Here is a 24984-nt window from a genome sequence, read left to right as displayed (position 1 = left end):
CGGCGCACAGTCCGTATGACGAGCCGGGAGTGGGGCTGATTCACCGTGCCGCAGAACGAGCGCGAACCGACCGCCGACAGCGCGAAGGCCGTTCCGGAGTTCGGCGGCCGGCGTCTGCTGCTGGTCAGCAGCGGCGCGGTGGCGGTGATGCACCTGCCGTTCTGGCTCAACTGGATCAGCACCAACTATCCGGATCTGCAGATCCAGGCGGTCGTCACACCGAGCGCCCAGCGCTTCGTCAGTCAGGACGCGCTCACCCTGCTGACCGGACGCCGGGCCCACCTCGACCGGTGGCCGGCGCAGACCGACACTGGCGCACTGCACGCGCAGTGGGTGGAGTGGGCCGACTGCGCCCTGGTCTACCCCGCGACGCTGAATTACCTCGGTCGACTCGCCTCAGGGCTGGGCGACAGCCCGAGTCTGCTCGCCCTCCAGTGCGCTGCCACGATCCCCATCGTGGTGGCGCCGTCCCTGCCCCCCGGTGCCACCGACAATCCAATCGTGCAGGGGAACCTGCGACGGCTGGCCACCCGGCCGAACCTCGTGGTCGCACCCACGCAGCCGGCCCGGAGCGCGACCACCGGCCGGCGCGACGCCGCGGGCGCGGTGCCGGTCTGGTCAGCGATCGTCCTCCTTGAGCGCTGCCGCCGGGCGCTGGCCGGAACCGGCGACGAGCAGGTGACACCACACCGCACGACCCAGCCTATCCGCAGCGCCTGAGGGGGACGCCGATGTTTGAGCTCAAACAGGTCTACTGCTTCGCCGACCAGGTCTTCTTCGACGACGTGAGCAACTGGCGGGACGGACCGGGGTTCGATACGGCGGCGGGATTCCGGGTCGACGCACGTCAGGTGCCGGACGGGTGGACGCGTGTCGAGCGCGGCATCTGGACGGTGCTACGTCCCGATCGGACGGAGGGTCCGGAGCAGGGGTGGAAGATCCACGCCGCTGCCACGCCGCAGAACGCGGACGAGGTGATCTCCCGGGTGTGGGACTACTGCACGGCGCGTGACATCCGGTTCAAGTACCTGCGGAACCCGAACGTGCTGGTCGCGCTGAATGCCAAGTACGCGCCACGCTCGGCCAGCGGCAAGGCCGTGACGATCTACCCCGTCGACGAGGCGGCGCTACGCCTGATCCTCGAGGAGCTCGATCCGCTGCTCGCCGGGCTCTCCGGCCCGTACATCCTCAGCGACCTTCGCTACGGCGCCGGCCCGCTGTACGTCCGCTACGGCGGCTTCCGCCGCATGGAGTGCCTCGACGACGCCGGTCAGCTCGTGCCCGCGATCCGGGACCCCGACGGGACGCTCGTGCCGGACGTCCGGCGGCCCGTCTTCGCGCCACCCTCGTGGGCGACCCTGCCGGAGTTCCTGCGGCCACACCTCGCAGCGCGTACCGCGGGCAGCGGCGGTGAGCTGCCGTACCGGGTGGAGCGGACCCTGCACTTCTCCAACGCCGGGGGCGTCTACCAGGCCGTCCGCACCACCGACGGCAAGCGGGTGGTGCTCAAGGAGGCGCGGCCGTACGCCGGTTTCGACGAGCACCGGCAGGACTCGGTGGCCCGCATGCGGCGGGAACGATGGGCGTTGGAAAAGCTTGCCGGTGTTCCCGGCGTGCCGGAGGTGTACGGCTCTGTCGAGGCCGGCGGCCACCACTTCCTGGTCCAGGAGTTCCTGGATGCTCAGTCGTTGCACGTCTGGCTGGGCTGCAACCACCCGTGGGTGGTACTGGCCGACCCGACCCCTGACGACTTCGCCGCCTTCACCAAGCGGGCGCTGGCCATCGCCGAACGGATCGAACGGCTCCTGGCCGCCGTCCACGAGCGCGGGGTCGTCTTCGGGGACCTGCACCTGGGCAACGTGATGGTGCACGCGGACGACTCGGTCTCCCTCATCGACTTCGAGCTCGCCTTCGATGCCGCGCAGGCCGACTGGCGGCCGGGGCTCGGGGCTACCGGCTTCACCAGCCGGGACCGCAGCGGCGCCGACCTGGACCGGTACGCGCTGGCCGCCGTCCGCCTCGGCATGTTCATGACCTTGAATCGTGTCGTCGCTCTCGACCCCGACAAGGTGGTCCAGTACGCCCACGAGGCAGAGCGGCACTTCCCGCTCCCGGCCGGCTGGGCGGACGAGATCATCGCGGAGCTGCGCCCACCCGGCGCGAAGGTCCACAAGCCGTGTGGCGACGAGCCGCTCGCGGTCGACCTAGACGCGTCCCTCCCGGACTGGTCCGCTGCCACCCGGTCGATGGCACGGGCCATCATGGCCTCGGCCACCCCGGACCGGGAGGACCGGCTGTTTCCCGGCGACACCCGGCAGTTCTCGGTCGGCGGGCTGAACCTCGCCTACGGCGCGGCGGGAGTGCTGTGGGCCCTGTCGGCGACCGGGCAGGGGCGGTGGCCCGGTCACGAGGAGTGGTTGCTGTCGGCGGTACGACGGCAGACGGGCATGCGACCGGGCTTCTACGACGGGGCAGCCGGTGTGGCGTACGCCCTGCACCACCTGGGGCACGAGGAGGCCGCGTACGACCTGGTGGCACGCTGGGGTGGCGGGCCGGGCGCCGTGCTGCCGATGGACCTCTTCTCGGGGTACGCCGGCGTCGGGCTCAACCTCCTGCATCTCGGCCGAGCGGCCGGGGAGTCGAGCTGGCGGACCGACGCACTCGCCATCGGCGACCGCCTGGCCGACGCGGTCCGGTCCGGTAACCCGAATCTTCCCCGGGGCGAGCGGCGCCCGCCCCGCACTCCGGTGGAGGCGGGCCTGATGCGCGGCTGGTCGGGCGTGGCCCTGTTCCTGCTGCGTCTGTATGAGGAGACCGGTGACCGCGGCTTGCTGGACGCGGCGGTGACCGCGGTGCACCGAGACCTCGACAGGTGCACGACAACCGCCGACGGATCCCTCCAGGTCGAGGAGGTCGGGGTCCGGACGCTGGGGTACCTCGAGGTGGGCAGCGCCGGCATCGCCCTGGTCGCGGACGAGCTGCTGGAACACCGCGACGACGAACGGGTGCGGGCGAGTCTGCCCGCCCTGCTGAGTGCCTGTGCCCGGGGCTTCGTCATCCAGGTCGACCTGTTCCGGGGACGGATAGGGCTCGGCGCGACGCTCGCCCGGATCGCTGGCAGGCACGGCATCACCGACGTGGAGTCCGCTGTGGACCGGCATCTGCGCCGGCTCTCCTGGCACGCCATCGCCTACCGCGGTGAGCTCGCTTTCCCCGGGGACCTCGACTTCCGGCTGTCGATGGACCTCGCGACCGGCACCGCGGGTGTGCTCCTGGGTACCGCCGCGGCGACCGGGCGCACCCCGGACTTCCTGCCGTTCCTCTCACCTCGCCCTTGATCGCCCCCCGGGGGGGCACCGCGCCGGTACGCCGCCGTCCGCACCAGACGGCCGTCTCACGAGGACAAATCCGGCGCCGTCCGGGACACGGCCCTACAATGGTCGTGCCCCGGACGCCCACCCCCGGCTGAACCGAGAGGGACCACCCGTGACCAGGAGGCCACGATGATCGCCGGTCTCTTCGGCCTCGCCCTGCTGGACAGCCTCAATCCGTCGGCGCTCGCCGTCACGGTCTATCTGCTGCTCTCGACGAGACCGCCCGGGGCCCGCGTGCTCGTCTACGTGGGTGCCATCTACGCCTCGTACCTCGCCCTCGGCGTGCTGCTGTTCCTCGGCGCGGATTCGTTCCTCGACCGGGCGGGTGGATACCTCGCCAGTGACGCGGGCTACGTGCTGCAGGGTGTGGTCGGCGTGGCGCTGCTGCTCTATAGCTGGCTGGCCGGCCGTCGCCGAGGCGGCGAGCGGCTGACGCCCCGCCGGCCCCGATCCCACTCCTACGCCGCGATCGCGTTGCTCGGTGTGATCGTGACCGTCGCGGAGTTCGGCACCGCGCTGCCCTACCTCGGCGCGATCGGCATCCTGGTCGGCGCGGACACGTCCATCCCGCAGGCGATCGTGCTGCTGGCCGCCTACAACGCGGTGATGGTGTTGCCGCCGCTGCTGGTGCTCGCGGCCTACCAGGCACTGGGTAACCGGATCCGGCAACGGCTCGAGTCCGCTGGCACATGGCTGATGCGGCAGGCCGCTGAACTCTGGCTGTCGGTACTCAGTGCGGCAGGGGCACTGCTGGTCCTTAGCTGCGTGCATCACTTCGAGCTGTGGAAGAAGATCGGCTGAGTCAGTCGGCGCGGATCTCGTCGAGCGTCCGGTGCGGTGACCCGGTGCGGTCCGGATCCGCCAGCCGTGCCGCGACGAACCGCTCAATCGTGTTCACCGAGCGAAAGTCGGCCAGGTCGAGAGCGTCCTCGGCCAGCGGGACGGACCATCGGTCACCCAGCCAGGCCACCACGACATAGACGGCCAGGCTGTCCAGGATTCCGGTTGCCACCAGGTCTTCGTCGAAGGAGAGTTCGTTGGCCGGCACGCCGGGCAAGAACTCGGCCAGCAGGAAGTCGCGGATCTCGTCGTGGCGGCTCACGGCGTCGCTCCAAGATGGACGCGGGCGGTGGCGATCCGGTCCGGCTTGCCGCTGCCGGTGCGTGGCAGGGGTGTGGTGACCAGGTGGAACCTGCTCGGGACTGAGGTGCGGGCGAGCTGGCCGGCGCAGTGCCGCCGCAGAGCCATCTCACCGGCCGGGGCGCCGCCGGCGGTGCGTACCACGGCGTGCAGGCGCTTGCCCGCCACCGGGTCGTCGAGGGCGACGACCACCGCCTCGGCTACCCCCGGACACTCCAGCAGGACCCGCTCCACCGCCTGCAGGTTCACCTGGACGCCCCGCACCTTGACGTGGAAGTCGATCCGGCCCTGCAGATGCAGCGCGCCGTCGGTGCAGCGCCGGACCACGTCGCCGGTGCGGAAGAACGGCTCGTGGGGAACGCCGGCCACCGGGACCGCGAACCGCTCGGAGGTACGCGCGGCGTCCAGGTAGCCGCTCGTCTGGAAGGGGGTACGCACCCACAGCTCACCGGAGCCAGGGCCGTCGACGGGCCTTCCGTGGTCGTCGGCCAGCAGCCATTCGACGCCGGGCACCGGTTCGCCCAGTGGCACCGGATCCGGGGCCGGCCGGCCGGGAGGTATCTGGTAGACGAAGGCATCGTTGATCTCGGTACAGCCGTACACGCTGCTGATCGCGGCCCGCGGTAGGAGACGAGGCAGTTCGGCGAGGAGCCGGGCCGGTGCCGCATCGCCGCTGTAGAGCACGTGCCGCACCGACGGCAACGGCAACCGAGGCCGGGCGGCCACGAGGAGCTGGTAGAACATCGGCACGGCCTGGACTATCTCGGGCCGTTCCCGGGCGAGCAGATCGAGCAGCCGCCTTCCGTCGGTGGCGTCGTTCCGGGCGACGGGCACGACACAGCCGCCCCGGTGCAGGGTCGTCCATACATCGAGCAGGCTGAGGTCGAAGTTGAGCGGCGCGTAGCTGAGCACCCGGGTGCCGGGCCCGATCCCGAAACGTCCACCCGCCCATCCGGCGAACCGGTGGATCGCACGGCCGGAGACCGGCACCACCTTCGGCACGCCCGTGGACCCCGAGGTCGTCAGCAGGAAGGGGGTATCCGCCGGGACGGCTGCGGACGGGTCGGTGACCGGTTCGGCCGAGGGCACCACCGTCACCTCGTCACCGTCGGCGACGACCTGGTGCCGGCAGCCCGCCTGCCGCAGTAGCGCCGACAGTGTCTCGGCGGGCAGTTCCCCGGAGGGCAGCAGTACCGGCGCACCGATCCGGTGGCAGGCGAGGATGAGGGCGACGGTGTCGGGCGCGACCGGGGCCACCGCCGCGACAGGGTGGCCAGCCCGGATTCCGAGCATCGTCAGCCGGCGTCGGTGGCGGTCGACGAGACGGGTCAGGTCGGCGTAGGTCACGTCCTCGCCGAGCCAGCGCATTGCCGTCGAGGCGGGCGCGCGCTCGGCGTGCCCGGTGACCCGCTCGGCCAGGGTTCGGATGCCCGGTCCCGGAGTCATCGGCTGCCGTCCTTGACCGCGCGCCGGTTCCGGTGATGTCGTAACGCGAGATGCATTCCGAGCTGGAATCGGCTCCGCGCTCCAGTGGTGGCCATCAGAGCCTGGATCTCCCGGCGGACGGTCCGTTCCCCGATGCGCAGCGCCGCGGCGATGGCGGCGTCGGTCAGTCCGCGAGAGAGTCCCGCCATTATGGCCTCGCGGCGATCCCGGGGACCGCTGTCGCCGTCCGGGAGTGGATGGCTCGCCGCCCACATCCGCTCGAACGTACGGGTGAGTTCGTCCAGGGTGTCCGAGCCCCGCACGAGCACCGCCGAGCGCTCCGGACGCACCGTGTTGAGCGACACGATCGCCATCCTGCGGTCCACCATCACGATCGGAAGCGCTGCCGAGTCGACGGGCTGGATGCGGGCCTCGGTCGCCGGCAGCGCCTGCACCACCGGCGCCGCCGGGTCGGGCAGATGGATCAGCCGTTGGACGGTCTCCCCCTGGCCGCCCCGACACCTATCGACCAGATCGGGCGCGATCAGGCGCGTCACGCGGTAGGGCAGAGCGGCGCAGAACTCCCTCGTGCAGCCACGGACCGCCTCGGAGACAGAGCGGAGATAGAGCTGGCGGTCGACTCGGACGATGGTGGCTTCCGCAGACCCTGGCGCTGCATCGCTACCTCCAATTGAGGAGACAAGACGGCGCAGTTCATGCATAGCGAGCCCCCGCAGCGCTTAGGTGCACTTCAATTATTGCCGAGAGATTACCTGGCATGAATCTTCTTAGCAACCCCTCGCAGGACACTCGCAGGAAATCAATGCGATCGAATGACAATTGCGATTTCTCATTCCCCGTCAACATCCCGCCATGTGAACAATTCGGTCAATCCATCCTTGATCGCCCCGATCGGAGGGCCGCCATCTGCATGATGGCCGGATGCTGCCATCGGCTTGACGCTCACATTGAACCGACCATAACCTCTGACTCAGCCTCAACAAAGCTTTTCCGGTGCCACGAAGCTCGCTGCGCCAAGCGCCCGAGACAAGCCCATAGGCACCGAGTTAACGCATCTGATCGCTGGCCGATGCAGTCCGACGACTACGCGCGTCGCAATTGGCCAACGCTGTTTTCGGAGCACCATCCGGTGATTCCGTGAGCACGCACAGGGAAGGGGGTGAAGAAAATGGACCTGTCCAACGTTCTGGACCTTCAGGGCACCGAGGTGGTCGTCGAGCACGTCGACCTGCCGGCCAGCTTCGACAGCTCGACCTGCTGATCGCGGCGCACCACACCGCGCGACGTGGACCTCTCCGGTCCACGTCGCGCGGTACCCCATCGTTCGTACCCAGCCCAGCCCGGCCCTCCGGGAAGGAAGCCACCCATGACAGCGCAACAAGCACCGGCGGCCTACCGGGCGCTGACCGCGGGAGCGCCGGCCGTCCCCGTCGGCATCTTCGGCTCAGGGCTGTACGTACCCGAGCGGGTGGTCGGCAACTCCGAGATCGCCGACGGCCTGGACACTACCGAGGCGTGGATCGAAAGCCGGACGGGCATTCTGACCCGTCACTTCGCCGCCGCCACCGAGTCCACCTCCGACATGTGCCTGCGCGCCGTCCACAACGCCCTGGAGGGGGCACGGATCGACCCGGGCGAGGTGGACGCGGTCATCGTTTCCACCATCACCGCCGACCAGCCTCTGCCCTCCACGGCGGCGGCGGTCGCCGAAGCGCTCGGCGCTCACGCCGCCTGGCCGATCGACCTCACCCAGGCCGCCTGCGCGGGCGGGGTGCACGGCCTGGTGCTCGCCGCCCACCTCTTGCAGAACCCCGAAATCGGAACAGTGGTGGTGGCCGGCGCCGAGACGCTGTCCCGGATCACCGATCCGGCCGACCGCACCACCAGGGTCTTTTTCGGCGACGCCGCCGGCGCTGTGGTGCTACGCCGGACCAAGCCGGGTGGCGGTCTGCTCGCCTGGGACGCCGGCTACAAGCTCTCCTACCGCGTCGGCATCACCGCCGGCGGCAGCCGACGGCCTCTGACCCCGCAACGGGTGGCCGACGGCGAGCACTTCCTGCGGATGGACGGCCGGGCGGTCTGGCGGGAAGCCACCCAGGCTCTGCCCGCCAGCATCCGCAACGTCGCCCGGCGCGCGGGAGTCGCCCTCGACGATCTTGATCATGTGGTGCTGCACCAGGCCAACCTCAACATCATCCACGAAGTGATGGACCAGCTCGGCGTGCCCCGCGGCCGGGCCACGACCACTGTCGGCGACCTCGGCAACACCGGCTCCGCAACCGTCTTCACGGTGCTCCACCAGTTACTCACCTCCGGTCGGCTGCGCCCCGGCGACCTGGCCGTCGTATCGGCCATCGGCGCCGGGTTCGTCTGGGGATCGGTCTGCCTGCGCCACCATTGATCCGAAAGGTCTACACATGCGCGACGAACTCCGGGAGCTCTTCGTCTCCACCTACGATCTCGACCTGCCACCGGGCGATGTCGACCCCACCGAACCGCTGTTCGGCACCCGCTCACGGTTCGGCCTCGACTCGATGGACACCCTACGCTTCATCGCGCTGCTCAACGAGCGCTACGGCCTGGACATCGCCGCCACCAACACGGACACCTTCCGGACCATCGAGCGCATCGAGGCCGTTCTCGGACCCCGGCAGGCGACAACGGTACGGGAGGAGCGCTGATCGTGGAGGGCATGCTCGTCCGGCTCAGACCGGTCAGCGAGGACGACTACGGCCGGCTACCGACGTGGACCCGGCACTCGGCCGCCGGAGTACTGGTAGGCGGAGGACAGAGCGACGGGCTTGATGCCGCGGGATGGCGCTCGGCCATCGAGTCCGGCCACACCGAGTACGCCGCCATCGAGACCCGCATCGACGGCGAGACGATAGGGATGGTCTCCTGGCGGCCCCTGGCGCACGACCGCAGCTTCGCCGTCGGCGCGGTCGTGGGCGATGACCAGTGGTGGGACAGCGGAGCCGGCCTGGAGGGGGCGCTTCTGCTGGTCGACCACCTTTTCCAGCGGGAGCGGGCACACCGGCTGGAGCTGCTGGCGGCCTGTTACAACCGGCGCTCGGTGGCCTTTCTCGCCAAGGGGGATCTCGTCGTGGACGGCGTCCTGCGCGACTACCTTTACGTCGACGGCGGCTACCACGACGCCGTGATCTGCTCCATGAACCGCGAGGAGTACCTCGCTCCCCTCGACGGCTACCTGCCGTCGCTGCGGTTGATCTGCGACGCCGACGCCGACGCCGCGGCCGGCACGCTGCGCCGGTACCTCGCCGGTTCCGGCGGTGACCACCTGCGTGGTGTGCTCTCCGACTGGCGGATGCCGGAGGCCGCGCATGCCTGAGGAAGCGACCACTGCTGCCGCGGACCTGGTCGCCGATCTGGCGGCCACCGCGGAGAGACTCGCCGGCCTCGGAGCGGTCCCGGACCGGCTGCTCCAGACGCACGCCGGCCAGATCCCGCGCGACCTCGTGGCCCGCCTGAGCAGGCAGGTGGGCCGGCCGCCGCGGCACAGTGGCGCACTGCTGGTCCGTGGTCTGCTCGCTCCGCTGGCCGCGAAGTGCGGGCCGACGCCCGCCCACTGGTCCGCCGCGCCCACCGGCCCGATGGACCTCGCCCTGGTGCTGGTCGCCGCCGCGCTCGGCCAGGTGTTCGGCTGGGCGGGGCAGCAGGACGGGCGTCTGGTCCACAACATCGTGCCCAGCCAGGGCTACGAGAACCTGCAGGTCGGTGCCAGCAGCAGCGTGCCGTTGGAATGGCACACCGAGGACGCCTTCCATCCCGGCCGGGCCAGCCTGCTGATGCTCGCCTGCGTCCGCAATCCCGCCGGCGTCGGTACCCGGATCGCGTCGGTACGTGAGCTGGGACTGCCGCGCGAGGACCTGATCCGGCTCGGCCGACCGGTCGTGCGCATCTCCCCCGACGCGTCGTACCCGGCGACGGGGAGCGGGCCGGGTACGACGCGGCCCGGCGTACCGACAGTGTGGTGGGCGCCGGACGGCCCCTGCCTGCGTTACGACCCCGCCTACAGCACCCGCAGCCACGACGATCCCGCCTTCGAAGAGTCCTACCGGTCCCTGGCGGAGCGGCTGGAACAGAAGGCTCGTTCGGTGCCGATGGGCGCAGGCGATCTCGCACTGATCGACAACGATGTGGCGGTGCACGGGCGTGTGCCGTTCACACCGCGGTACGACGGCACGGACCGTTGGCTCAAGCGCATCATGGTGCGATTGCCCAGCCAGCGCCCGGAGGCCGAACGTCGCGAGGACGGCTACGGCCAGGTCGACATCGTCCTGCCGACGACAGCCGGAGCCGTCCGGTGAGCCCGACGACGCGGATCGGCCTGCCCGAGCACCCGGTGCCGGAGTTGAACGACCTCCTGCGCGCGCCGGCCGACGAGCAGTTTCCCGGGCTGCGCGGCGCCGGCCACCGCTTCGACGCCCCCGGCGGCACATTGGTCCACGCCGCCGTGGTGCGGGCGATGAGCAGGTATCTCGGCAGCCGGCACGTGGCCAACGACCACGGCCCCTTTCCGGCCAGCGCCTACTCCGACGTGATAGTCGAATGGGCCGCCGACCGTGTCCGGGCCCTCCTCGGGGCCGCCGGTGGACACATCCTGTTCGGCCCGAACATGACCACGCTCACCACTATGTTCAGCCGTGGGGTCGCCGGCGATCTGCGGCCGGGAGACGAGATCGTCTGCACCGAGCTCGATCACGAGGCCAACCACTGGCCGTGGCGTGCGGTGGCGGAGCGGACGGGCGCCCGGGTCCGCCTCGCGCGGTTGCACCCGGACGGCGCCCTGCCGGCGGAGGCGATCATCCGCGAACTGACCCCACGGACCCGGTGGGTGGCGATCAGCGGCGCCTCGAACGCACTCGCCACCGTGCCGGACGTGGCCGCGGTCTCCGCAGCCGCGCACCGGGTAGGCGCGCGTGTCTACGTCGACGGGGTGCAGCGGGTGGCGCACAGCCGGGTGGCTGTCGACGAGTGGGGAGTCGACGCCTTCGTCACGTCCGCCTACAAGTGGTACGGCCCGCACTGCGCGGCGCTGTGGCTCTCCGACCACCTGGACCCACTGCTGCCGGAGCAGGTGCCGTCCGCCGGGGACGCCCTGCCCGGCAGGCTGGACCTCGGCACCACCCAGTTCGAGGCGGTGCTCGGCACCGGCATCGCGGCCGAGGTGCTGTTGGGCTGGGACCGGACCGTCATCGCCGAGCGCGAGCACGCCCTCGCGGAGCGGATTCGCACGTGGCTGCGGGCGGACAGCCGATTCAGGGTGCTCGGGCCGGCCGGGGGAACCCTGATGCCGATCATCACTTTCCAGGTGGCCGGAATGGCTGCGACGGCAGTGGCGACCAGCCTCGCGGCGCGGGACGTCGCGGTCTGGGACGGCACGTTCTACTGCGGGCCGGCGTTCCAGGCGTTGTCGCCCGCGACGTCCGGCGCCGTCCGGGCGGGCGTCGCCGCCTACACGACCGACAACGACGTCACGGCGTTCCTCGACGCGCTGGTCGAGGTGACGCGGAAGAAGCGGGCCGGCTGACGCCGGCCGGCATCCGGTAGGCAGGAGGAGAACGGGTGGACCTCACAGCTCGCGTCGCAATGGTCACTGGCGGGTCGAGTGGGATCGGGCGAGCGGTCTGCCTGCGCCTGGCGCAGGCGGGCGCCCGGGTGGTGATCGGCTATCGCGGCAACCGCGACGGCGCCGACACCACCGCGCAGGCGATCCGGGACAAGGGATGGCCGGAGCCCGCGACGGTCCGTGTCGACGTCACCGATGCCGAGGACACCCAGCGAGTCTTCGGGCACGTGGTCCGGGCGAACGGCAAGCTGGACATCCTGGTCAACAACGCGGGGGTGGGCCAGCCCTCCGCAGTCGTGCCGATGAACCCGGTCGGCGAATGGGCGGCCAGCGTCGAGACCAACCTGCTGGGAACGCTGCACTGCATCAAGGCGAGCTCCCTGCACATGCTCGTGGCCCGCTCAGGCTCGATCGTGAACATCTCCTCGATCGCCGGCCGCGTCGGCATACCCGGTTTGAGCTCCTACTGTGCGAGCAAGGCCGGCATCGAGGGGATGACCCGGGCATTGAGCCGGGAGTTCGCCCCGTACGACGTCCGGGTCAATGCGGTGGCGCCCGGGTACACCGCCGACACGGGGATGGTCGACCGGATCGACGACAAGCGACTGAGGGAGTTCCTCGACCGGATCGCGATGAAGCGGCTCGCGGAGGCACACGAGGTGGCCAATGCAGTGGCCTTCCTGGCAAGTGACGAGGCGAGTTACATCACCGGGCACACGCTGGTGGTCGACGGAGGGCTGACCGCATGAACCGGGAGACGCCCGACGCGGTGCTGTTCAACCCCCAGGTGGTCGTCGAGCCCGGCGACCACCGGGACTTCTACGACGAGTTCCCCGAGGTGCACCGCCGGATGGCGGAGGCGTCGGACGTGCTCGGCGTCGACCTCGCGGCGCGCTTCTACGCGGAGGACCCGGCGGCCATCAACGACGGGACGGTCGTGCGCCCGGCCTCGGTCGCGATCGCGGTGGCGATCTGCGATGTGATCGGCCTGCGTAAACGACCGCCCCGGTACATGGCGGGCCTGAGTCTCGGTTCGATCGTGGCCGCGCACCTCGGCGGATTCATGTCGTTCCGGGACACCATCCGCATGGTGTCCACCATGCCCGCGGTTGAGGACCGGGTGGTGGCGGGGCGGCCGTTGGGCGTGGCGTTCTACTACAACGTCGACCTCGACCGGTTCCAGGCCGAGATGCGGGAGGTATCCACCGCCGAGTCGCCGCTGCTGACCTGCGCGATCACCGCCGACAACCAGATGATTGCCACCGGCGCGGTGGCCGGGCTGCAGGAGCTCAATCTGCGGGCCGCCTCGATCGGCGGCGTCGGCCTGGTGATCCCCTACGGACCGCCCGCGCACAGCCCGCTGCCGGTGCTGTACGACATCAAGGAAACCTTCGCCCGCGAATGGAGCTATCTGGATCCGACGTCGGATCCGCAGGTGCCGCAGCTATGCAATCACACCGGGGCGGTCATCGACCGACGCGAGGACCTGATGGCCGCCTTCGTCGAGCAGTACACGAGAACGGTCCGCTGGGACCTGGTGGTGCGACGGCTCGCGGACCTCGGCGTCAAGCGGGTGACGGTCGTCGGGCCCGGGCACTTCGTGTACCGGTCGATGCAGTTCGTCGACGTGTCGTACCAGGTGCAGACGGTGCTGACCTGCGCCGAACTCCGGAGCGCGGCCGAATGACCGAGGCGGTGCTGCTTCCCGGGCTCGCCCCCTCGAATCACCGCGCGGTGGGTGAGTTCATGGTGACCGATCCCTATGCCCGCCGCCGGGTGGCTCAGGCCGACGCGGTGCTGGGCCGGTCGCTGGTGGACGGTTTCCGGACGGCCGGGCCGGCCGGCAACGCTGACAGTCAGCTCGCGTTCATGGTCAACTGCATCGCGCTGGCCGATCGCGCCGATCAGGCCGGCATGTCCGCCCGGCTGGCCATCGGTCCGAGCTTCGGCCAGTTCGCTCTCGCCGCGCACCTGGGCGTGCTGCCGTTCGAGATCGCCGTCGAGCTCGTCATCGCCTTCTCCGACTGCGAGCGGGAGTACTTCCGAACCCGGCACACCGGCCTGGTGACCCGGTTCTTCTACCGGCTCGACACGACAGGTCTGGCAGTGGTGCGCCGTGAGTTGACCGTGCGCGGCGCCTGGAACGAGCTGTCCTGCGATCTCGACGCCGGCTTCGCCGCGCTGACCCTAGCCAGAGACGCGGTGCCTGCTCTGGACGCCGCGGTGCGAGCGATCGGCGGAATCCCCCTCTACAGCCTCTCGCCGCCCGTGCACAGCTCGGCCTTCGGTGAGCTCCGGGATCGGTGCGCCGAGGTCTGCCACGGTGTCGACTTCGCCGCGCCTCGCATGCCGGTTGTCTCCGACCACGACGGCACACTCGTCACGACCGGGCCAGGCGTACGTGAGCTCCTGCTGGCCGGGATCGTCCGCCCGGTGCGGTGGCCCGCCGCGATGGCCGCCCTGACCGGGGCCGGGGTGCGCATCGTCTGGGTTCCCGGACCGAGCAACCTGTTCGACCGGCTGGCGCGCACCGCCTTCGAGGTGCGCGCGGTCAACCCGGAGAACGCAGCAACAACGTGTGAGGCGATTGACTTTCGATAGGTTCCGCGCGATAGTCGATGCATGTTGATGGCGCAACGTGCGGTGACACCACTCCGCGCATTCCTGGTCCTGCTGTTCGCGATCCTGGTGCTGTTCCAGACCATGTCGCTGCCCGGGCAGTTCGCGCACATGGCGCGCGAGAACCCGGACATGGCGTACCTGCGGTGGCCCGCCACCGCGGTGACGATCTTCTGGGTGCTGTGCGTGCAGGTGGTGATCGTCTGCACCTGGCACCTGCTCACCCTGGTCAAGAACGACCGCATCTTCACCGAGGCGTCTCTGGGCTGGGTCGACGGGATCGTCTGGGCGGTCGCCGCCGCCTGGGTGGTGCTCGTCGGCGTATTCCTCTACGTGGGCTTCAACGCCGACGACCCGGGGCTGCCGCTGCTGCTGTTCCTGCTGGTCACCGGCGTCAGCGTGCTGGGGCTGCTGATGGTCGTCCTGCGCGCGCTGCTGCGCCAGGCCACCACGCTGCGCACCGACATGGAAGCGGTGATCTGATGCCGATCGTCGTGCGCATCGACGTCGAACTGGCCAAGCGCAAGATGAGCGTCGGCGAGTTCGCCGAGCGCGTGGGGCTCACCCCGGCGAACGTCGCCGTGCTCAAGAACGGCCGTGCCAAGGCCGTCCGGTTCAGCACGCTGGAGGCGATGTGCCGGGTGCTCGACTGCCAGCCCGGCGACCTGCTCGAATGGGTCGCCGACGAGGAGGAACGATGAGATACCTGGCCGCCGCCGTAGCCCTGCTCGCCGTCGCGCTCGGCGTCGCCGGCTTCGTGTACGGGGAGGCCGACGACTCCCCCGGCCTCCAGCTCCTGTCCGCGCTGCTCGTCATCGGCGCGGTCGCCATCGGCGTACGCGTCGCCCGGCGTACCCGATAGGGCCGGCGCCCCCTCGACGCCGGCCCTGTCGCTCAGCCCTTCACGCAGACGACCTGCTTGAGGTGGGCGACCACCTCGACCAGGTCCTCCTGCTGGGCCATCACCTCGGTGATGTCCTTGTACGCGCCGGGGATCTCGTCGACCACACCGGCGTCCTTGCGGCACTCCACCCCGGCGGTCTGCGCGGCCAGATCCGCCGTGCTGTACGTCCGCTTCGCCTGCCCCCGCGACATCCGCCGCCCGGCACCGTGCGACGCCGAGCAGTACGCGTCGAGGTTCCCCTTACCGCGCACGATGTACGAGCCGGTGCCCATCGAGCCGGGGATGATGCCCAGGTCCCCCTTCCCGGCCCGGATGGCGCCCTTGCGGGTCACCAGCACGTCCACCCCGTCGTAGGTCTCCTCCGCCACGTAGTTGTGGTGGCAGGAGATCGGCTCGTCGTAGCCGACGTGCAGGAACGCGTCCCGGACCACCTGGCAGAGCAGCGCGACCATGACCGCCCGGTTGCGCCGGGCGTACTCCTGCGCCCACCACAGGTCCCGCCGGTACGCCTCCATCTCCGGCGTGCCGGCGAGGAACACCGCGAGATCCCGGTCCGGCAGGCCGGTGTTGTGCGGCAGGCCGCGCGCCACCGCCATGTGCCGCTCGGCCAACTCCTTGCCGATGTTGCGGGAACCGGAGTGCAGCATCAGCCAGACCCGGCCGTCGTCCGCGCCGCCCTGCTCCAGGCAGACCTCGATGAAGTGGTTGCCGCCGCCGAGCGTGCCGAGCTGCCGCTGCGCCCGCGTCTGGAGCTGGGCCACCTTCCGGTCCAGCGTCGCGAACCGCCGCCAGAAGTCGTCCCAACCGGCCTGCTCCAGCCCTCGGACTCGGCGCGGGTCGACCGCGTCGTCACGCATCGCAAAACCGACCGGGATCGCCGCCTCGATCGCCGAACGCAGCGGCGCGAGGTCGTCGGGCAGGTCGGCGGCGGTCAGCGAGGTCCGCACCGCGGACATGCCGCAGCCGATGTCCACGCCGACCGCGGCCGGCGACACGGCCTGCCGCATCGCGATCACCGAGCCGACAGTGGCGCCCTTGCCGAAGTGCACGTCCGGCATCACCGCGACGCCCTGCACCCAGGGCAGCGCGCCGATGTTGCGCAGCTGCCGGGCCGCCTGCGCCTCGATCGCGTACGGGTCGGTCCAGACCCGGACCGGTGCCCGGGTACCGGCCAGCGGGGTGAAACCCATCGTCGTCTCCTTGCTCATGTCCGTCTGACGTAGGCCGTACGGGACTCGAACCCGTAGCCTCCCGGGTGAGAACCGGGTGAGCTGCCAATTGCTCCAACGGCCCTCCGGCGGCGTGACGCCGTCGGCGGATCCACCCCGGACACGGAGAACCGCCCGGCTCCGGTCTGGGGGCGGGCGGTTCGCGCGGATCGTCGCGCCGGCGCTAGACGCGCCACCACCCTGGTTGCCACTGCCGTCGCCGGCCCGTGCCCGATTCGGGCAGCAGGGCACCGGCGCGCGGCGCTTGCCGCTCGGCGCGGGTGCGGTTCTGCTGCGACACGGCAGGCTCCTCTGGTGGATCAGATCGACGTTGCCCGCTCACGGTACGGCCGCTCCCCATGGGCCGCAACACGAATTCGCAGTACGCGCTGCGCCGTTCGAGCTGGGGCGATTCCCCTGGCGAGGACTGGCGAGATGGACAGCGGTGCGAGGCCGTGACCCGATTCGGGCAGTCGAACGGCCCGAATGGCCGAGTTTCGATATCGCGGCCGCCGACTAACTTGATCCTTTCGCTGTCAACAATTGGGACCTGACAAGGAGCTTCGGCTTGGAGGCATCGGAAAACGAGCTGTCCATACCGGTTGACTACGTGCCCGGCGCTCGCGGTCATACAGTTCTCGCCGTTGGTCGCGACACGGACGGCCGTGACGCAATGGCGATGTGGCGCCTCAGTCCAACAGGGCGCGCCGGTGGAGCGTGGGTGGAACGGTTCGACGAGGTCGAACGCGAACCCGAGCGGTTGATCCGAGTCATGTCGATGCTGCAGGACCGATGTGTCGTCGACTGGGACAGTGAAACCATTGAGGGCGTCCTGGCGAGACTCGCCGAATTTCTGCCCGCCGAAACGCTCTCCGATCTCCGGGCCCACATCCTCGTCGTCCCTGAACTCCTGGCAGAGATCAGCGAGCACAGAGCCGCCTACTCCGCTGCGGTGGAACAGCAAAGGGCGCGCACCAAGTCCAAACTGGCACCTCTCGCGTGGCCCACCGAGGTACCGGACCGGCAGGAACTGATCGCCTGGGCCTCCCGCGCCCAGTCGACGGCGGCGTCGCCTGTCGCTGGCACAGCTCTGACGCTGACCGCTGCCGTCGCCAGAACCGCGCAACTGTGGCAAGACACCGAACAGGCCCGGTACCGCCGGACCTACTTGCGCTCGTTGGGAGAGCCCCAGCCGTTGCCGCCGCGATGGCTGGCTGAACTGCGTAAGGCCGTGGGCAGCTCATCCGTGGTGTCGGTGTAGGGGGCGACGTGTACGCAGTCATCGACCTTGAAACCACTGGCCTTCGGACGAGTTGGCATGACCGGATCGTCGAAGTGGCAGTCGTCCAGCTCGACGAGAACGGCCGCATCACTGACGAGTGGTGCAGCCTGATCAACCCCGACCGCGATCTCGGCCCGCAGGCCATTCACGGGATCTCGGCAGCAGAAGCACGACGCGCACCGCGCTTCGGTCAGGTGGCCGGACACCTCGCCACGATGCTGCGTGGTCGAGTCCTCGTCGCCCACAACTTTCATTTCGACGCCCCCTTTCTCGACGCCGAGTACGAACGAGCAGGGATCCGCACACCGATCCGACACACCACCGGTCTCTGCACGATGCAGTTGGCATCGCACTTCCTGCCCTCGGCCGGCCGCAGCCTGCACGACTGTTGCCACGCGGCTGGGCTGCCGGCACATCAGGCACATTCAGCGCTGCACGACGCCCGCGCCGCCGCTCAACTCCTGACTTACTACCTCGCGGCAGCCGGTAGTCCGCCGCCGTGGAATGCTGCTGTGGCGTCTGCCGTCCGAGCGCCCTGGCCGACGATCAATGCGCAGCCAGTGACGGCCGTCCTACGACGCGCCCCCGGCGAGCGTGAACAGCACTTTCTGGCCCGCCTTGTCGACCGGCTGCCACGGCTGCACGAGCCGCAAGGAGACGCCTACTTGGATATCCTCGACCAGGCGCTCCTTGACCGCCACATCTCCGCTACCGAGGCCGATGCGCTCGTGGCCACTGCGGATGCCCTCGAACTCGCCCGCGTCGACGTCCAGCATCTGCATCTGACCTACCTGGCAAGCCTTGCTCAGATCGCGCTCGAGGACGGCATTCTGACCCCGGCTGAGCGCCATGACCTGGATCTGGTGGCAGGGCTGCTCGGTCTCGAACGGTCTGACGTCGACAAGGCTCTCGCGGCAGCGCCAACTGTCGACCCCGGGCAGCGCCGGGGTGGCGAATGGCGGCTTCAACCTGGTGACGTCGTTGTTTTCACCGGCGCGATGGAGCCGCCGCGGGAAAAGTGGGAGGAGGAGGCCCGAACTGCAGGTCTCGATGTCGGCAGCAACGTCACCAAGAAGACACGTCTGCTAGTCGCCGCCGATCCGGACACCATGTCGGGGAAGGCCAAGAAGGCCCGCCAGTACGGCATTCCGATCGTCCACCCCACGGCCTATCAGAACATGCTGGCCGGGCTTAGCGCCCTTGCCGTGTAGGTCGCCCGCCTAGCAGCGCCCGCCCATCGGCTCGACGTCGCTCCCGGACGGACACCTCGATCTCGCATGGCGAGCCCGAGCGTCTGGGAGCGGCGGCGGCCTTGATTGAGCAGAGGTTGAGCCGCCTTGCCTCAGCCGGCGTGCGCCACCGGGTGGCGCCGCATCTCCTCCATGAACGGGTAGCGCGCGGTCAGCTCGGCCAGCGTGATGCCGACCCGCCACGCGGCGGCGACCTGCGCGACCTGGAGCAGGTCGGTGGCGTCGCCCCGGGCCTGGACGTCGCCGTCCACCCGCAGGTCGATCATGAAGTAGCGGGCCTGGGAGCCGAGGCTGACGCAGACCACGCCCCGGGCGGAGGTCATCTCGGCGCAGGTGAACCGGCTGCGCCCCTGCTCGGGCGCGGTCACCTCGCCGACGTCGAGCTGGTGCGCGGCGGCGGTCGCCACGAGCGCGGGGGCGAGACCGCCGGGCTCGACCAGGTCCGGGTAGAGGCGCACACCCAGTGCGGCCGACACGTCGCTCATGACTGACTCCCACTTCCTCGTGACAGAGACCAGCAGCGCGCAGGTTACGGGTGTGTTTCCGGCACGCACGGCCATCTTTTCCCGTGCGACCGTCCCGGGGCAATAGGAACGCCCTCATCGAACCCCTCCGAGGTAGGCTGCCGCCTCATGGCGCTGATCCGGTGTGACTTCTTCTCCGAGGCGCTCGGCATGGGCACGTCGATGACGGTGCTACTGCCCGATCGCGGCGCGGCCGGGATCGGCGTGCCGGGCGCGGCCGCCGACGGCGACCCGCCGGTGCTCTACCTGTTGCACGGCCTGACCGACGACGACACGGTGTGGACCCGGCGCACCTCGATTGAGCGGTACGTGGCGCCGCTGGGGCTGGCCGTGGTGATGCCGCAGGTGCAGCGCAGTTTCTACTGCGACGAGGCGAACGGCAACCGGTACTGGACGTTCCTCAGCGAGGAGCTGCCCGAGGTGTGCCGGTCGTTCTTCCGGCTGTCGGCCCGCCGGGAGGACACGTTCGTCGCGGGCCTGTCGATGGGCGGCTACGGGGCGGTGAAGTGGGCGCTGCGCCACCCGGACCGGTTCGCGGCGGCGGCCAGCCTGTCCGGGGCGCTGGACGTGACGCGCCGCCGCCACCATCCGACCCATCCGGTCGACCCGGCGGTGTGGCACACCGTCTGGGGTGACGGCCCGGTGCCCGCCGACGACGACACGGTGGGGCTGCTGGAGCGCTCCGGCGACGACCGGCCGGCGCTCTACGTCGCCTGCGGCACCGAGGACTTCCTGTACGAGGACAGCATGCGGTTCCTCGACGTGGCCCGGAAACGCGACGTGCCGGTCACCGTCGACTTCGGTCCGGGCGACCACGACTGGGCGTACTGGGACGCGCGGATCCAGGACGTCCTGGCCTGGCTGCCGCTGCGCACGCGCTGACCGGTGTGCGCGGGCGCTGAGTTGGCTCAGACGCCGACGGTGCCGTCGATCGCCTCGCGGATCAGGTCGGCGTGCCCGTTGTGGCGGGCGTACTCGTGCAGCATGTGCAGCATGACCAGGCGCAGCGAGACGTCCTCGCCCCAGCGGGCCTGGTGACCTGTCACGTCGAGCGACTCGGCCTCGCGCTCGATGCGCCGGGCGTGCTCGATCTCGCGCCGCCACGCCTCGAACGCCTCCGCCGCGTCGGCGTCGCGGGCGTCGTACGCCTGCTGGAAGTCGCCGCTGTCCGACCACACCAGCGGCACGTCCTCGGCGGCGATGACCCGGCGGAACCAGGTGCGCTCCACCTCCGCCATGTGCCGGACCAGGCCGAGCAGCGACAGCGTGGACGGCGGCGACGCCGGCCGGCGCAGCTGCTCGTCGGTCAGCCCCTCGCACTTGAGGGCCAGCGTCGCCCGGTGGAAGTCGAGGAAGGCGCGCAGCGACTCCCGCTCGCCGGCGAGCAGCGGCGGGCCGATCCGTTCGGTCTCCATGAGCGCCGAGCCTAGCCGCAATCGATCATGATGGAACGACCGCGTCACCGCAGCGACGAACCGGCCACCGGGAAGTCGAACCAGGTGTCCGGGTACGGCTCGTCAACGTACCGGTAGTGCCACCACTCCAGCGGATAGTTCTCGAAGCCCTGCGCGGACATCAGCCGGCGCAGCAGGTCCCGGTTGCTCCGGGCGGTGTCGCTGATCCGTGCGTCGGCGGTGTGGGCGCGCGGGTCGAAGCAGTCGAACCCGGTGCCCATGTCGATCGAGTCGTCGGCGAAGCGGCGGCCGGCCGGGTCGGTGCACGGCACGAGCGGCCGGCCGGGCGTGTACGCGGGCTGCGCGGCGGCGGAGACCGGGACCAGGGTCAGGTCGACGGTGCTGCCCCGGCTGTGCGCGGTGGGGGCGCCGATGTAGCCGTCGGCGAACAGCCGGTCCTTGGGTACGCCGGGGTAGAACTCCCCCTTCATCCGCTGCTCGGCGGGGAGTTTCGCCCAGGCGACGAAGTCGTCCGCCGCGCGCTGCGGGCGGTAGCAGTCGTACACCTTGAGGCTGTGCCCGCCGGCGAGCGCGGCGGTCTGCACCCGGTGCAGCGCCTGCGCGGCCGGGCGGGTGAGCAGGCAGCGCGGTTCGGCGTACCCGTCGATCGGGCGGCCGACGAAGTTGTGCGGGCCCGCGTACCGGATGTCGGTGCGGACGGTGGGGTCGACGGTGGTGAGGTCCACGAAGTCCGCCGGGGCGCGCGGGCCGGTCGGCGTGGGTGAAGGCGGCGCGGACGGCGACGGGGACGGCGCGGGCCGCTGGCAGGCGGCGGCGAGCAACGCGGCCGCGACGGCCAGGACCGCCGTCGCGCGTCTGCCGGTGCCCACCCGCCGTGTCTACCAGCCCGGGCGGGCCGGCATCGGCGGAACCGGTGGTCAGCCGCCCAGCACGGTACGGAGGAAGTCGACAGCGGCGGCGTCGTCGTCGATGCCGCCCGCCTCGTGGCCGTTGAACCGCCACACCGTCAGGTCCTTGTCGCCCCGGTACTCGTGGTAGGCGGCGTAGACGGTGGACGGCGGCGTGATCTCGTCCATCAGCGCGACGGAGAACCGGGCCGGCACCGTGGCGCGGCGGGCGAACGCGACGCCGTCGACGTAGCCGAGCGTGCGCAGCGCCTGCTCCTCGCGGTCCCGGTGCACGGCGAGGTAGTCGCGGATCTCCCGGTACGGCGTGGCGTCGGTGATCGTGATCGCGCGCGGGATGTCGCAGAGGAACGGCACGAGCGCCACCGCCGCGCGCACCCTCGGCGCCAGCGCGGCGGCGGCGAGCGCGGCGGCCCCGCCCTGGCTGTGACCGAGCACGGCGATCCGGTCCGGGTCGACCGCCGGCAGCTCGCAGGCGGCGTCCACGGCGCGGACCGCGTCGGTGAGGAAGCGCCGGTAGTAGTACCGGTTCGGGTCCTCGATGCCCCGGGTGGCCATGCCCGGCGCCTGCGGTCCGCCGGCGGCGACGTCGGGTGTGTCGCCGCGGCTCCACCCCGAGCCCTGCCCGCGCGTGTCCATCTGGAGGTGGGCGAAGCCGGCCGCGGACCAGAGCAGGTTCTCCAGCGCGTGGCCGCGCCCGCCGCCGTACCCGACGTACTGCACGATCGTGGGCAGCGGTCCGGCGGCGCCGCGCGGCACCCGCAGCCAGGCGCGGATCGGCTGTCCGGCGAAGCCGGGGAACGTCACGTCGAAGACGTCTACCCCGGTCAGCGGCGTCGGCAGCGGGGTCGCCGACACGGGGTCGCCGCACGAGCGCGCCTGTGCCAGAGTGTCAGCCCAGAAGGCGTCGAAGTCCGGAGGCTCGTGCAGGTCGCTGCGGTGGGTACGGAGTTCGGCCTCGGTCAGGTCGGTGAACACGCCTCGGATTCCTCGTCCTTCGTCGGGGGTGGACGGCGAGCCGTCGAAGATGGCGGGCGTATTTCCGGAAGGTTTCCGTAACTCGTGCGAACGCTAGGGCCGGTCCGGCCTGTCGTCAAGCCCTCGGCGTACGGCAAGATGTGCGTGGGGCGGGACGGTCTACCGGTCGGTTCCGGCAGCCGGCGAAGGGAACACGGGTGAGCGCGGACGACGAGCGCAGGGTGACCATCACCGCGATCGCACGGGAGGCCGGCGTCTCGGTCCCGACCGTGTCGCGCGTGCTCAACGGGCGTTCCGACGTCGCGCCGGACACCCGGGAACGGGTCGAGGAACTGCTGCGCCACCACGGCTACCGGCGCCGGGGCAGTCGTACGGTGCGCCGGGCGGACCTGGTCGACCTGGTCTTCAACGACCTGGACAGCCCGTGGGCGGTGGAGATCATCCGCGGCGTGGAGGACGTCAGCCACGCCGCCGGGGTTGGCACCGTCGTCTCGGCGATCCACCGCGAGTCCAGCTCCACCCGGCAGTGGCTGCACAACCTGCGCGCCCGCGCGTCCGACGGCGTGATCGTGGTGACCTCGCACCTGAGCCCGGCCGTGCAGGCCCAGCTGCGGCGCCTCAACGTGCCGGTGGTGGTGGTCGACCCGGCGGCCGGCGTGGCCGCCACTGACGTGCCGGCGATCGGCGCCACCAACTGGACCGGCGGCCTGGCCGCCACCGAGCACCTGCTCAAGCTCGGCCACCGCCGGATCGGTTTCGTGGCCGGCCCGCCGCACCTGCTGTGCAGCCGGGCCCGGCTGGACGGCTACCGGGCCGCGCTGGCCGCCGCCGGAGTCGCCGCCGACGACCGGCTGGTGCAGCCCGGCGACTTCTACCACGCGTCCGGCTTCACCGCCGGTGGCGCGCTGCTCGACCTCGACGACCCGCCGACGGCCATCTTCGCCGCCAGCGACCAGATGGCGTTCGGGGTGTACGAGGCGGTGCGCCGCCGCGGGCTGCGGGTCTGCGACGACGTGAGCGTGGTCGGCTTCGACGACCTGCCCGAGGCGCGGTGGGCGTCACCGCCGCTGACCACTGTGCGCCAGCCGCTGGTGGAGATGGGCCGGCTCGCCGCGCGCACCGTGCTGCGGCTGGCCCAGGGCGACGAAATCGACTCGCCCCGGGTCGAATTGGCCACCGAACTCGTCGTACGGGACAGCACCGCCGGGCCCGCCTGCCGCTGATCCGGGCCGCTCCTTTCAGTCCTGTTCCGGAATTTCCGGCTCCCGCAGGGCCGACCCGGTCGACATGGCGACGGCTGCGGCGTGGCGGCGACGCCGGGCCAGCAGCAGCGCTCCCCCGGCCGTCAGCACCGCGCCCACCGCCACAGTCACACCCGCGCCCGGCCGCGGCCCGGGTGCCGCCCCGCCGCCGGCCAGGCCGGCGTGCCCGGCCAGGGCCGAGGCCGCCCCGCCCGCCGGAGGCGCGGACCGGTCCAGCTCCCCCGGCTCGACCAGCCGTCCCACCGAGGCGTCGCGCGGCTGCGCGAACCCCCAGTCCAGCAGCGCCGCGCCCTGCTGCCAGCCCCGCTGCGTGGTCACCTCGGCGCCCAGCAGCGTGACCACCAGGCGCCGTCCGCCGCGCTCGGCCGCCCCGACGTACGTGTGCCGGGCCAGGTCGGTGAAGCCGGTCTTACCGCCGAGCGCGCCCGGATAGTGCTCCAGCAGCATGTTGTCGTTGGCGATGGCGAACGCCTTCGCCCGCTGCGCCGGCTGGGCCGGTATCTGCGCGGACCGGGTGGCGGCGTACCTGCGGAACGCCGGGTCGGCGAAGCACGCCCGCGCGATGAGCGCCAGGTCGTACGCGCTGGTGAACTGCCCCGGCCCGTCCAGCCCGGACGGGGTGACCGCGTGCGTCTGCCGGGCGCCGAGCCGGTGCGCCTCCTCGTTCATCGCCCGTATCCCGCCGGGCAGCCCGTCCGGGCCGCCGCCGAGCCGGGCGAGCGCGTTGGCCGCCTCGTTGCCGGAGCGCAGCAGCAGGCCGAGCCAGATCGTCTCGATCCGGTAGCGCCCGCCCTCGACCAGCCCGGCCGCCGAGCTGCCCGGCTCGACAGCCAGGTCCCCGGCGGTCACCGTGACCTCCCGGTTCGGGTCCAGCCGGGGCAGCATGGTGGCGGCAAGCAGCAGCTTCTGCACGCTCGCCGGTACGCCGTACTCGTGCGGGCCGCAGCCGCCGAGCACCGCGCCGCTGTCCAGGTCCGCGACCACCCAGGAGGTGGCGGTCACCGCCGGTGGCGCGCTCGACGCGGGCGGGACGACCAGCCCGGCGGTGTCCAGCGCCGCGCCGCCGACGGCCCGCGCGGCGCTGGAC

At 71.1% G+C, this 24984-nt stretch carries 27 protein-coding genes and 1 tRNA gene; 18 read left to right on the top strand and 10 right to left on the bottom strand.

Annotated features, from left to right (window positions below; genetic code table 11):
* Positions 1–45: 45 nt before the first annotated feature.
* The 3 genes from EAD96_RS18895 to EAD96_RS18885 all read left to right on the top strand — a co-directional run bounded on the left by EAD96_RS18895 (position 46) and on the right by EAD96_RS18885 (position 4175).
* The gene (locus EAD96_RS18895; protein ID WP_199733228.1) at positions 46–720 is read left to right on the top strand and encodes a flavoprotein; all 675 of its coding nucleotides are present in this window, start codon (positions 46–48) and stop codon (positions 718–720) included.
* A gap of 11 nt (positions 721–731) precedes the next feature.
* Positions 732–3338: a class III lanthionine synthetase LanKC gene (gene lanKC, locus EAD96_RS18890; RefSeq protein ID WP_121685238.1), complete on the top strand. Its 2607-nt coding sequence runs from the start codon at positions 732–734 to the stop codon at positions 3336–3338.
* Between the two features lie 165 nt (positions 3339–3503).
* Entirely contained in the window at positions 3504–4175 is a 672-nt protein-coding gene (locus EAD96_RS18885; RefSeq protein WP_121685237.1) for a GAP family protein, read from the top strand.
* Between the two features lies 1 nt (position 4176).
* Here the strand turns inward: EAD96_RS18885 and EAD96_RS18880 are convergent, their stop codons facing one another.
* From EAD96_RS18880 to EAD96_RS18870, 3 genes are read right to left on the bottom strand one after another with little or no spacing between them, the layout of a single operon-like run.
* A complete protein-coding gene (locus tag EAD96_RS18880) occupies positions 4177–4476 on the bottom strand; it encodes a phosphopantetheine-binding protein (protein WP_158614805.1) in 300 nt (99 codons plus the stop codon).
* Positions 4473–5960 carry an AMP-binding protein gene (locus tag EAD96_RS18875; RefSeq protein ID WP_121685235.1) on the bottom strand — a complete coding sequence of 496 codons (1488 nt, stop codon included), beginning with the start codon at positions 5958–5960 and terminating at the stop codon, positions 4473–4475. The genes EAD96_RS18880 and EAD96_RS18875 overlap by 4 nt, the downstream gene beginning before the upstream one ends.
* Positions 5957–6496: a hypothetical protein gene (locus EAD96_RS18870; RefSeq protein ID WP_121685234.1), complete on the bottom strand. Its 540-nt coding sequence runs from the start codon at positions 6494–6496 to the stop codon at positions 5957–5959. The genes EAD96_RS18875 and EAD96_RS18870 overlap by 4 nt, the downstream gene beginning before the upstream one ends.
* An 830-nt stretch (positions 6497–7326) precedes the next feature.
* On the opposite strand from EAD96_RS18870, the gene EAD96_RS18865 reads away from it, so the two are divergent.
* From EAD96_RS18865 to EAD96_RS31225, 11 genes are read left to right on the top strand one after another with little or no spacing between them, the layout of a single operon-like run.
* Positions 7327–8361 (top strand): 3-oxoacyl-ACP synthase III family protein, encoded by a 1035-nt coding sequence (locus tag EAD96_RS18865; RefSeq protein WP_121685233.1) that lies wholly within the window; start codon positions 7327–7329, stop codon positions 8359–8361.
* Between the two features lie 16 nt (positions 8362–8377).
* Positions 8378–8641, top strand: a complete 264-nt coding sequence (locus tag EAD96_RS18860) for a phosphopantetheine-binding protein (protein WP_121685232.1) — start codon at positions 8378–8380, stop codon at positions 8639–8641.
* 11 nt (positions 8642–8652) lie between these two features.
* Positions 8653–9309 (top strand): GNAT family N-acetyltransferase, encoded by a 657-nt coding sequence (locus tag EAD96_RS18855; protein ID WP_233585998.1) that lies wholly within the window; start codon positions 8653–8655, stop codon positions 9307–9309.
* Positions 9302–10288 (top strand): TauD/TfdA family dioxygenase, encoded by a 987-nt coding sequence (locus EAD96_RS18850; protein WP_121685230.1) that lies wholly within the window; start codon positions 9302–9304, stop codon positions 10286–10288. Before EAD96_RS18855 ends, EAD96_RS18850 begins: the two co-directional genes overlap by 8 nt.
* Positions 10285–11511, top strand: a complete 1227-nt coding sequence (locus EAD96_RS18845) for an aminotransferase class V-fold PLP-dependent enzyme (protein ID WP_158614804.1) — start codon at positions 10285–10287, stop codon at positions 11509–11511. The genes EAD96_RS18850 and EAD96_RS18845 overlap by 4 nt, the downstream gene beginning before the upstream one ends.
* A 35-nt stretch (positions 11512–11546) precedes the next feature.
* Entirely contained in the window at positions 11547–12299 is a 753-nt protein-coding gene (locus EAD96_RS18840) for an SDR family NAD(P)-dependent oxidoreductase (RefSeq protein ID WP_199733227.1), read from the top strand.
* Positions 12296–13237, top strand: coding sequence for an ACP S-malonyltransferase (locus EAD96_RS18835; RefSeq protein ID WP_121685227.1), 942 nt, complete (start codon positions 12296–12298; stop codon positions 13235–13237). The genes EAD96_RS18840 and EAD96_RS18835 overlap by 4 nt, the downstream gene beginning before the upstream one ends.
* Positions 13234–14151, top strand: a complete 918-nt coding sequence (locus EAD96_RS18830) for an ACP S-malonyltransferase (RefSeq protein WP_121685226.1) — start codon at positions 13234–13236, stop codon at positions 14149–14151. Before EAD96_RS18835 ends, EAD96_RS18830 begins: the two co-directional genes overlap by 4 nt.
* A gap of 21 nt (positions 14152–14172) precedes the next feature.
* Positions 14173–14652, top strand: a complete 480-nt coding sequence (locus EAD96_RS18825; protein WP_121685225.1) for a DUF2975 domain-containing protein — start codon at positions 14173–14175, stop codon at positions 14650–14652.
* Positions 14652–14870, top strand: coding sequence for a helix-turn-helix transcriptional regulator (locus EAD96_RS18820; RefSeq protein ID WP_013476639.1), 219 nt, complete (start codon positions 14652–14654; stop codon positions 14868–14870). The genes EAD96_RS18825 and EAD96_RS18820 overlap by 1 nt, the downstream gene beginning before the upstream one ends.
* Entirely contained in the window at positions 14867–15031 is a 165-nt protein-coding gene (locus EAD96_RS31225; protein WP_174536834.1) for a hypothetical protein, read from the top strand. Before EAD96_RS18820 ends, EAD96_RS31225 begins: the two co-directional genes overlap by 4 nt.
* A gap of 32 nt (positions 15032–15063) precedes the next feature.
* Here the strand turns inward: EAD96_RS31225 and EAD96_RS18815 are convergent, their stop codons facing one another.
* Complete coding sequence (locus tag EAD96_RS18815) at positions 15064–16263, bottom strand: RtcB family protein (protein WP_121685256.1); 1200 nt, start codon at positions 16261–16263, stop codon at positions 15064–15066.
* A gap of 30 nt (positions 16264–16293) precedes the next feature.
* A tRNA-Glu gene (locus EAD96_RS18810) sits at positions 16294–16366 on the bottom strand.
* 483 nt (positions 16367–16849) lie between these two features.
* Between EAD96_RS18810 and EAD96_RS18805 the strand changes: the two genes are divergently transcribed.
* Positions 16850–17542: a DUF6218 family protein gene (locus EAD96_RS18805; RefSeq protein ID WP_255498996.1), complete on the top strand. Its 693-nt coding sequence runs from the start codon at positions 16850–16852 to the stop codon at positions 17540–17542.
* An 8-nt stretch (positions 17543–17550) separates the two neighbouring features.
* Positions 17551–18774 carry an exonuclease domain-containing protein gene (locus EAD96_RS18800; RefSeq protein WP_121685223.1) on the top strand — a complete coding sequence of 408 codons (1224 nt, stop codon included), beginning with the start codon at positions 17551–17553 and terminating at the stop codon, positions 18772–18774.
* A 131-nt stretch (positions 18775–18905) separates the two neighbouring features.
* On the opposite strand, the gene EAD96_RS18795 is transcribed toward EAD96_RS18800, so the two are convergent.
* Positions 18906–19298 carry a hypothetical protein gene (locus tag EAD96_RS18795; protein WP_120569714.1) on the bottom strand — a complete coding sequence of 131 codons (393 nt, stop codon included), beginning with the start codon at positions 19296–19298 and terminating at the stop codon, positions 18906–18908.
* A 147-nt stretch (positions 19299–19445) separates the two neighbouring features.
* Here EAD96_RS18795 and EAD96_RS18790 point away from each other — a divergent pair, with 147 nt between their 5' ends.
* Entirely contained in the window at positions 19446–20219 is a 774-nt protein-coding gene (locus tag EAD96_RS18790) for an alpha/beta hydrolase family protein (protein WP_121685222.1), read from the top strand.
* Positions 20220–20245: 26 nt separating this feature from the next.
* On the opposite strand, the gene EAD96_RS18785 is transcribed toward EAD96_RS18790, so the two are convergent.
* The 3 genes from EAD96_RS18785 to EAD96_RS18775 are packed head-to-tail and all read right to left on the bottom strand — an operon-like array spanning position 20246 to position 22635.
* Positions 20246–20752: a DinB family protein gene (locus EAD96_RS18785; RefSeq protein WP_091418060.1), complete on the bottom strand. Its 507-nt coding sequence runs from the start codon at positions 20750–20752 to the stop codon at positions 20246–20248.
* A 44-nt stretch (positions 20753–20796) separates the two neighbouring features.
* Positions 20797–21621 carry a M15 family metallopeptidase gene (locus EAD96_RS18780; RefSeq protein WP_121685221.1) on the bottom strand — a complete coding sequence of 275 codons (825 nt, stop codon included), beginning with the start codon at positions 21619–21621 and terminating at the stop codon, positions 20797–20799.
* Between the two features lie 48 nt (positions 21622–21669).
* Positions 21670–22635, bottom strand: coding sequence for an acetylxylan esterase (locus tag EAD96_RS18775; protein ID WP_120569711.1), 966 nt, complete (start codon positions 22633–22635; stop codon positions 21670–21672).
* A gap of 197 nt (positions 22636–22832) precedes the next feature.
* Between EAD96_RS18775 and EAD96_RS18770 the strand changes: the two genes are divergently transcribed.
* On the top strand, positions 22833–23858 hold the full coding sequence (locus tag EAD96_RS18770) for a LacI family DNA-binding transcriptional regulator (RefSeq protein WP_120569710.1): 1026 nt from the start codon (positions 22833–22835) through the stop codon (positions 23856–23858).
* A gap of 15 nt (positions 23859–23873) precedes the next feature.
* On the opposite strand, the gene EAD96_RS18765 is transcribed toward EAD96_RS18770, so the two are convergent.
* Positions 23874–24984: D-alanyl-D-alanine carboxypeptidase family protein (locus EAD96_RS18765; RefSeq protein WP_147457902.1), on the bottom strand; the 1111-nt coding region annotated here is incomplete at its 5' end.

This window comes from Micromonospora sp. BL1, assembly GCF_003667485.1.
GTDB classification, from domain to species: Bacteria; Actinomycetota; Actinomycetes; order Mycobacteriales; family Micromonosporaceae; genus Micromonospora; species Micromonospora tulbaghiae.
This window is presented reverse-complemented; position numbering and strand designations above follow the sequence as displayed.

Excerpts from the sequence above, each read along its gene's own strand:
- lanKC (WP_121685238.1), top strand. The coding sequence starts at position 732 with ATGTTTGAGCTCAAACAGGTCTACTGCTTCGCCGACCAGGTCTTCTTC.
- EAD96_RS18885 (WP_121685237.1), top strand. The coding sequence starts at position 3,504 with ATGATCGCCGGTCTCTTCGGCCTCGCCCTGCTGGACAGCCTCAATCCG.
- EAD96_RS18875 (WP_121685235.1), bottom strand. The coding sequence starts at position 5,960 with ATGACTCCGGGACCGGGCATCCGAACCCTGGCCGAGCGGGTCACCGGG.
- EAD96_RS18865 (WP_121685233.1), top strand. The coding sequence starts at position 7,327 with ATGACAGCGCAACAAGCACCGGCGGCCTACCGGGCGCTGACCGCGGGA.
- EAD96_RS18860 (WP_121685232.1), top strand. The coding sequence starts at position 8,378 with ATGCGCGACGAACTCCGGGAGCTCTTCGTCTCCACCTACGATCTCGAC.
- EAD96_RS18855 (WP_233585998.1), top strand. The coding sequence starts at position 8,653 with ATGCTCGTCCGGCTCAGACCGGTCAGCGAGGACGACTACGGCCGGCTA.
- EAD96_RS18850 (WP_121685230.1), top strand. The coding sequence starts at position 9,302 with ATGCCTGAGGAAGCGACCACTGCTGCCGCGGACCTGGTCGCCGATCTG.
- EAD96_RS18835 (WP_121685227.1), top strand. The coding sequence starts at position 12,296 with ATGAACCGGGAGACGCCCGACGCGGTGCTGTTCAACCCCCAGGTGGTC.
- EAD96_RS18830 (WP_121685226.1), top strand. The coding sequence starts at position 13,234 with ATGACCGAGGCGGTGCTGCTTCCCGGGCTCGCCCCCTCGAATCACCGC.
- EAD96_RS18825 (WP_121685225.1), top strand. The coding sequence starts at position 14,173 with ATGTTGATGGCGCAACGTGCGGTGACACCACTCCGCGCATTCCTGGTC.
- EAD96_RS18820 (WP_013476639.1), top strand. The coding sequence starts at position 14,652 with ATGCCGATCGTCGTGCGCATCGACGTCGAACTGGCCAAGCGCAAGATG.
- EAD96_RS31225 (WP_174536834.1), top strand. The coding sequence starts at position 14,867 with ATGAGATACCTGGCCGCCGCCGTAGCCCTGCTCGCCGTCGCGCTCGGC.
- EAD96_RS18815 (WP_121685256.1), bottom strand. The coding sequence starts at position 16,263 with ATGGGTTTCACCCCGCTGGCCGGTACCCGGGCACCGGTCCGGGTCTGG.
- EAD96_RS18795 (WP_120569714.1), bottom strand. The coding sequence starts at position 19,298 with ATGAGCGACGTGTCGGCCGCACTGGGTGTGCGCCTCTACCCGGACCTG.
- EAD96_RS18790 (WP_121685222.1), top strand. The coding sequence starts at position 19,446 with ATGGCGCTGATCCGGTGTGACTTCTTCTCCGAGGCGCTCGGCATGGGC.
- EAD96_RS18785 (WP_091418060.1), bottom strand. The coding sequence starts at position 20,752 with ATGGAGACCGAACGGATCGGCCCGCCGCTGCTCGCCGGCGAGCGGGAG.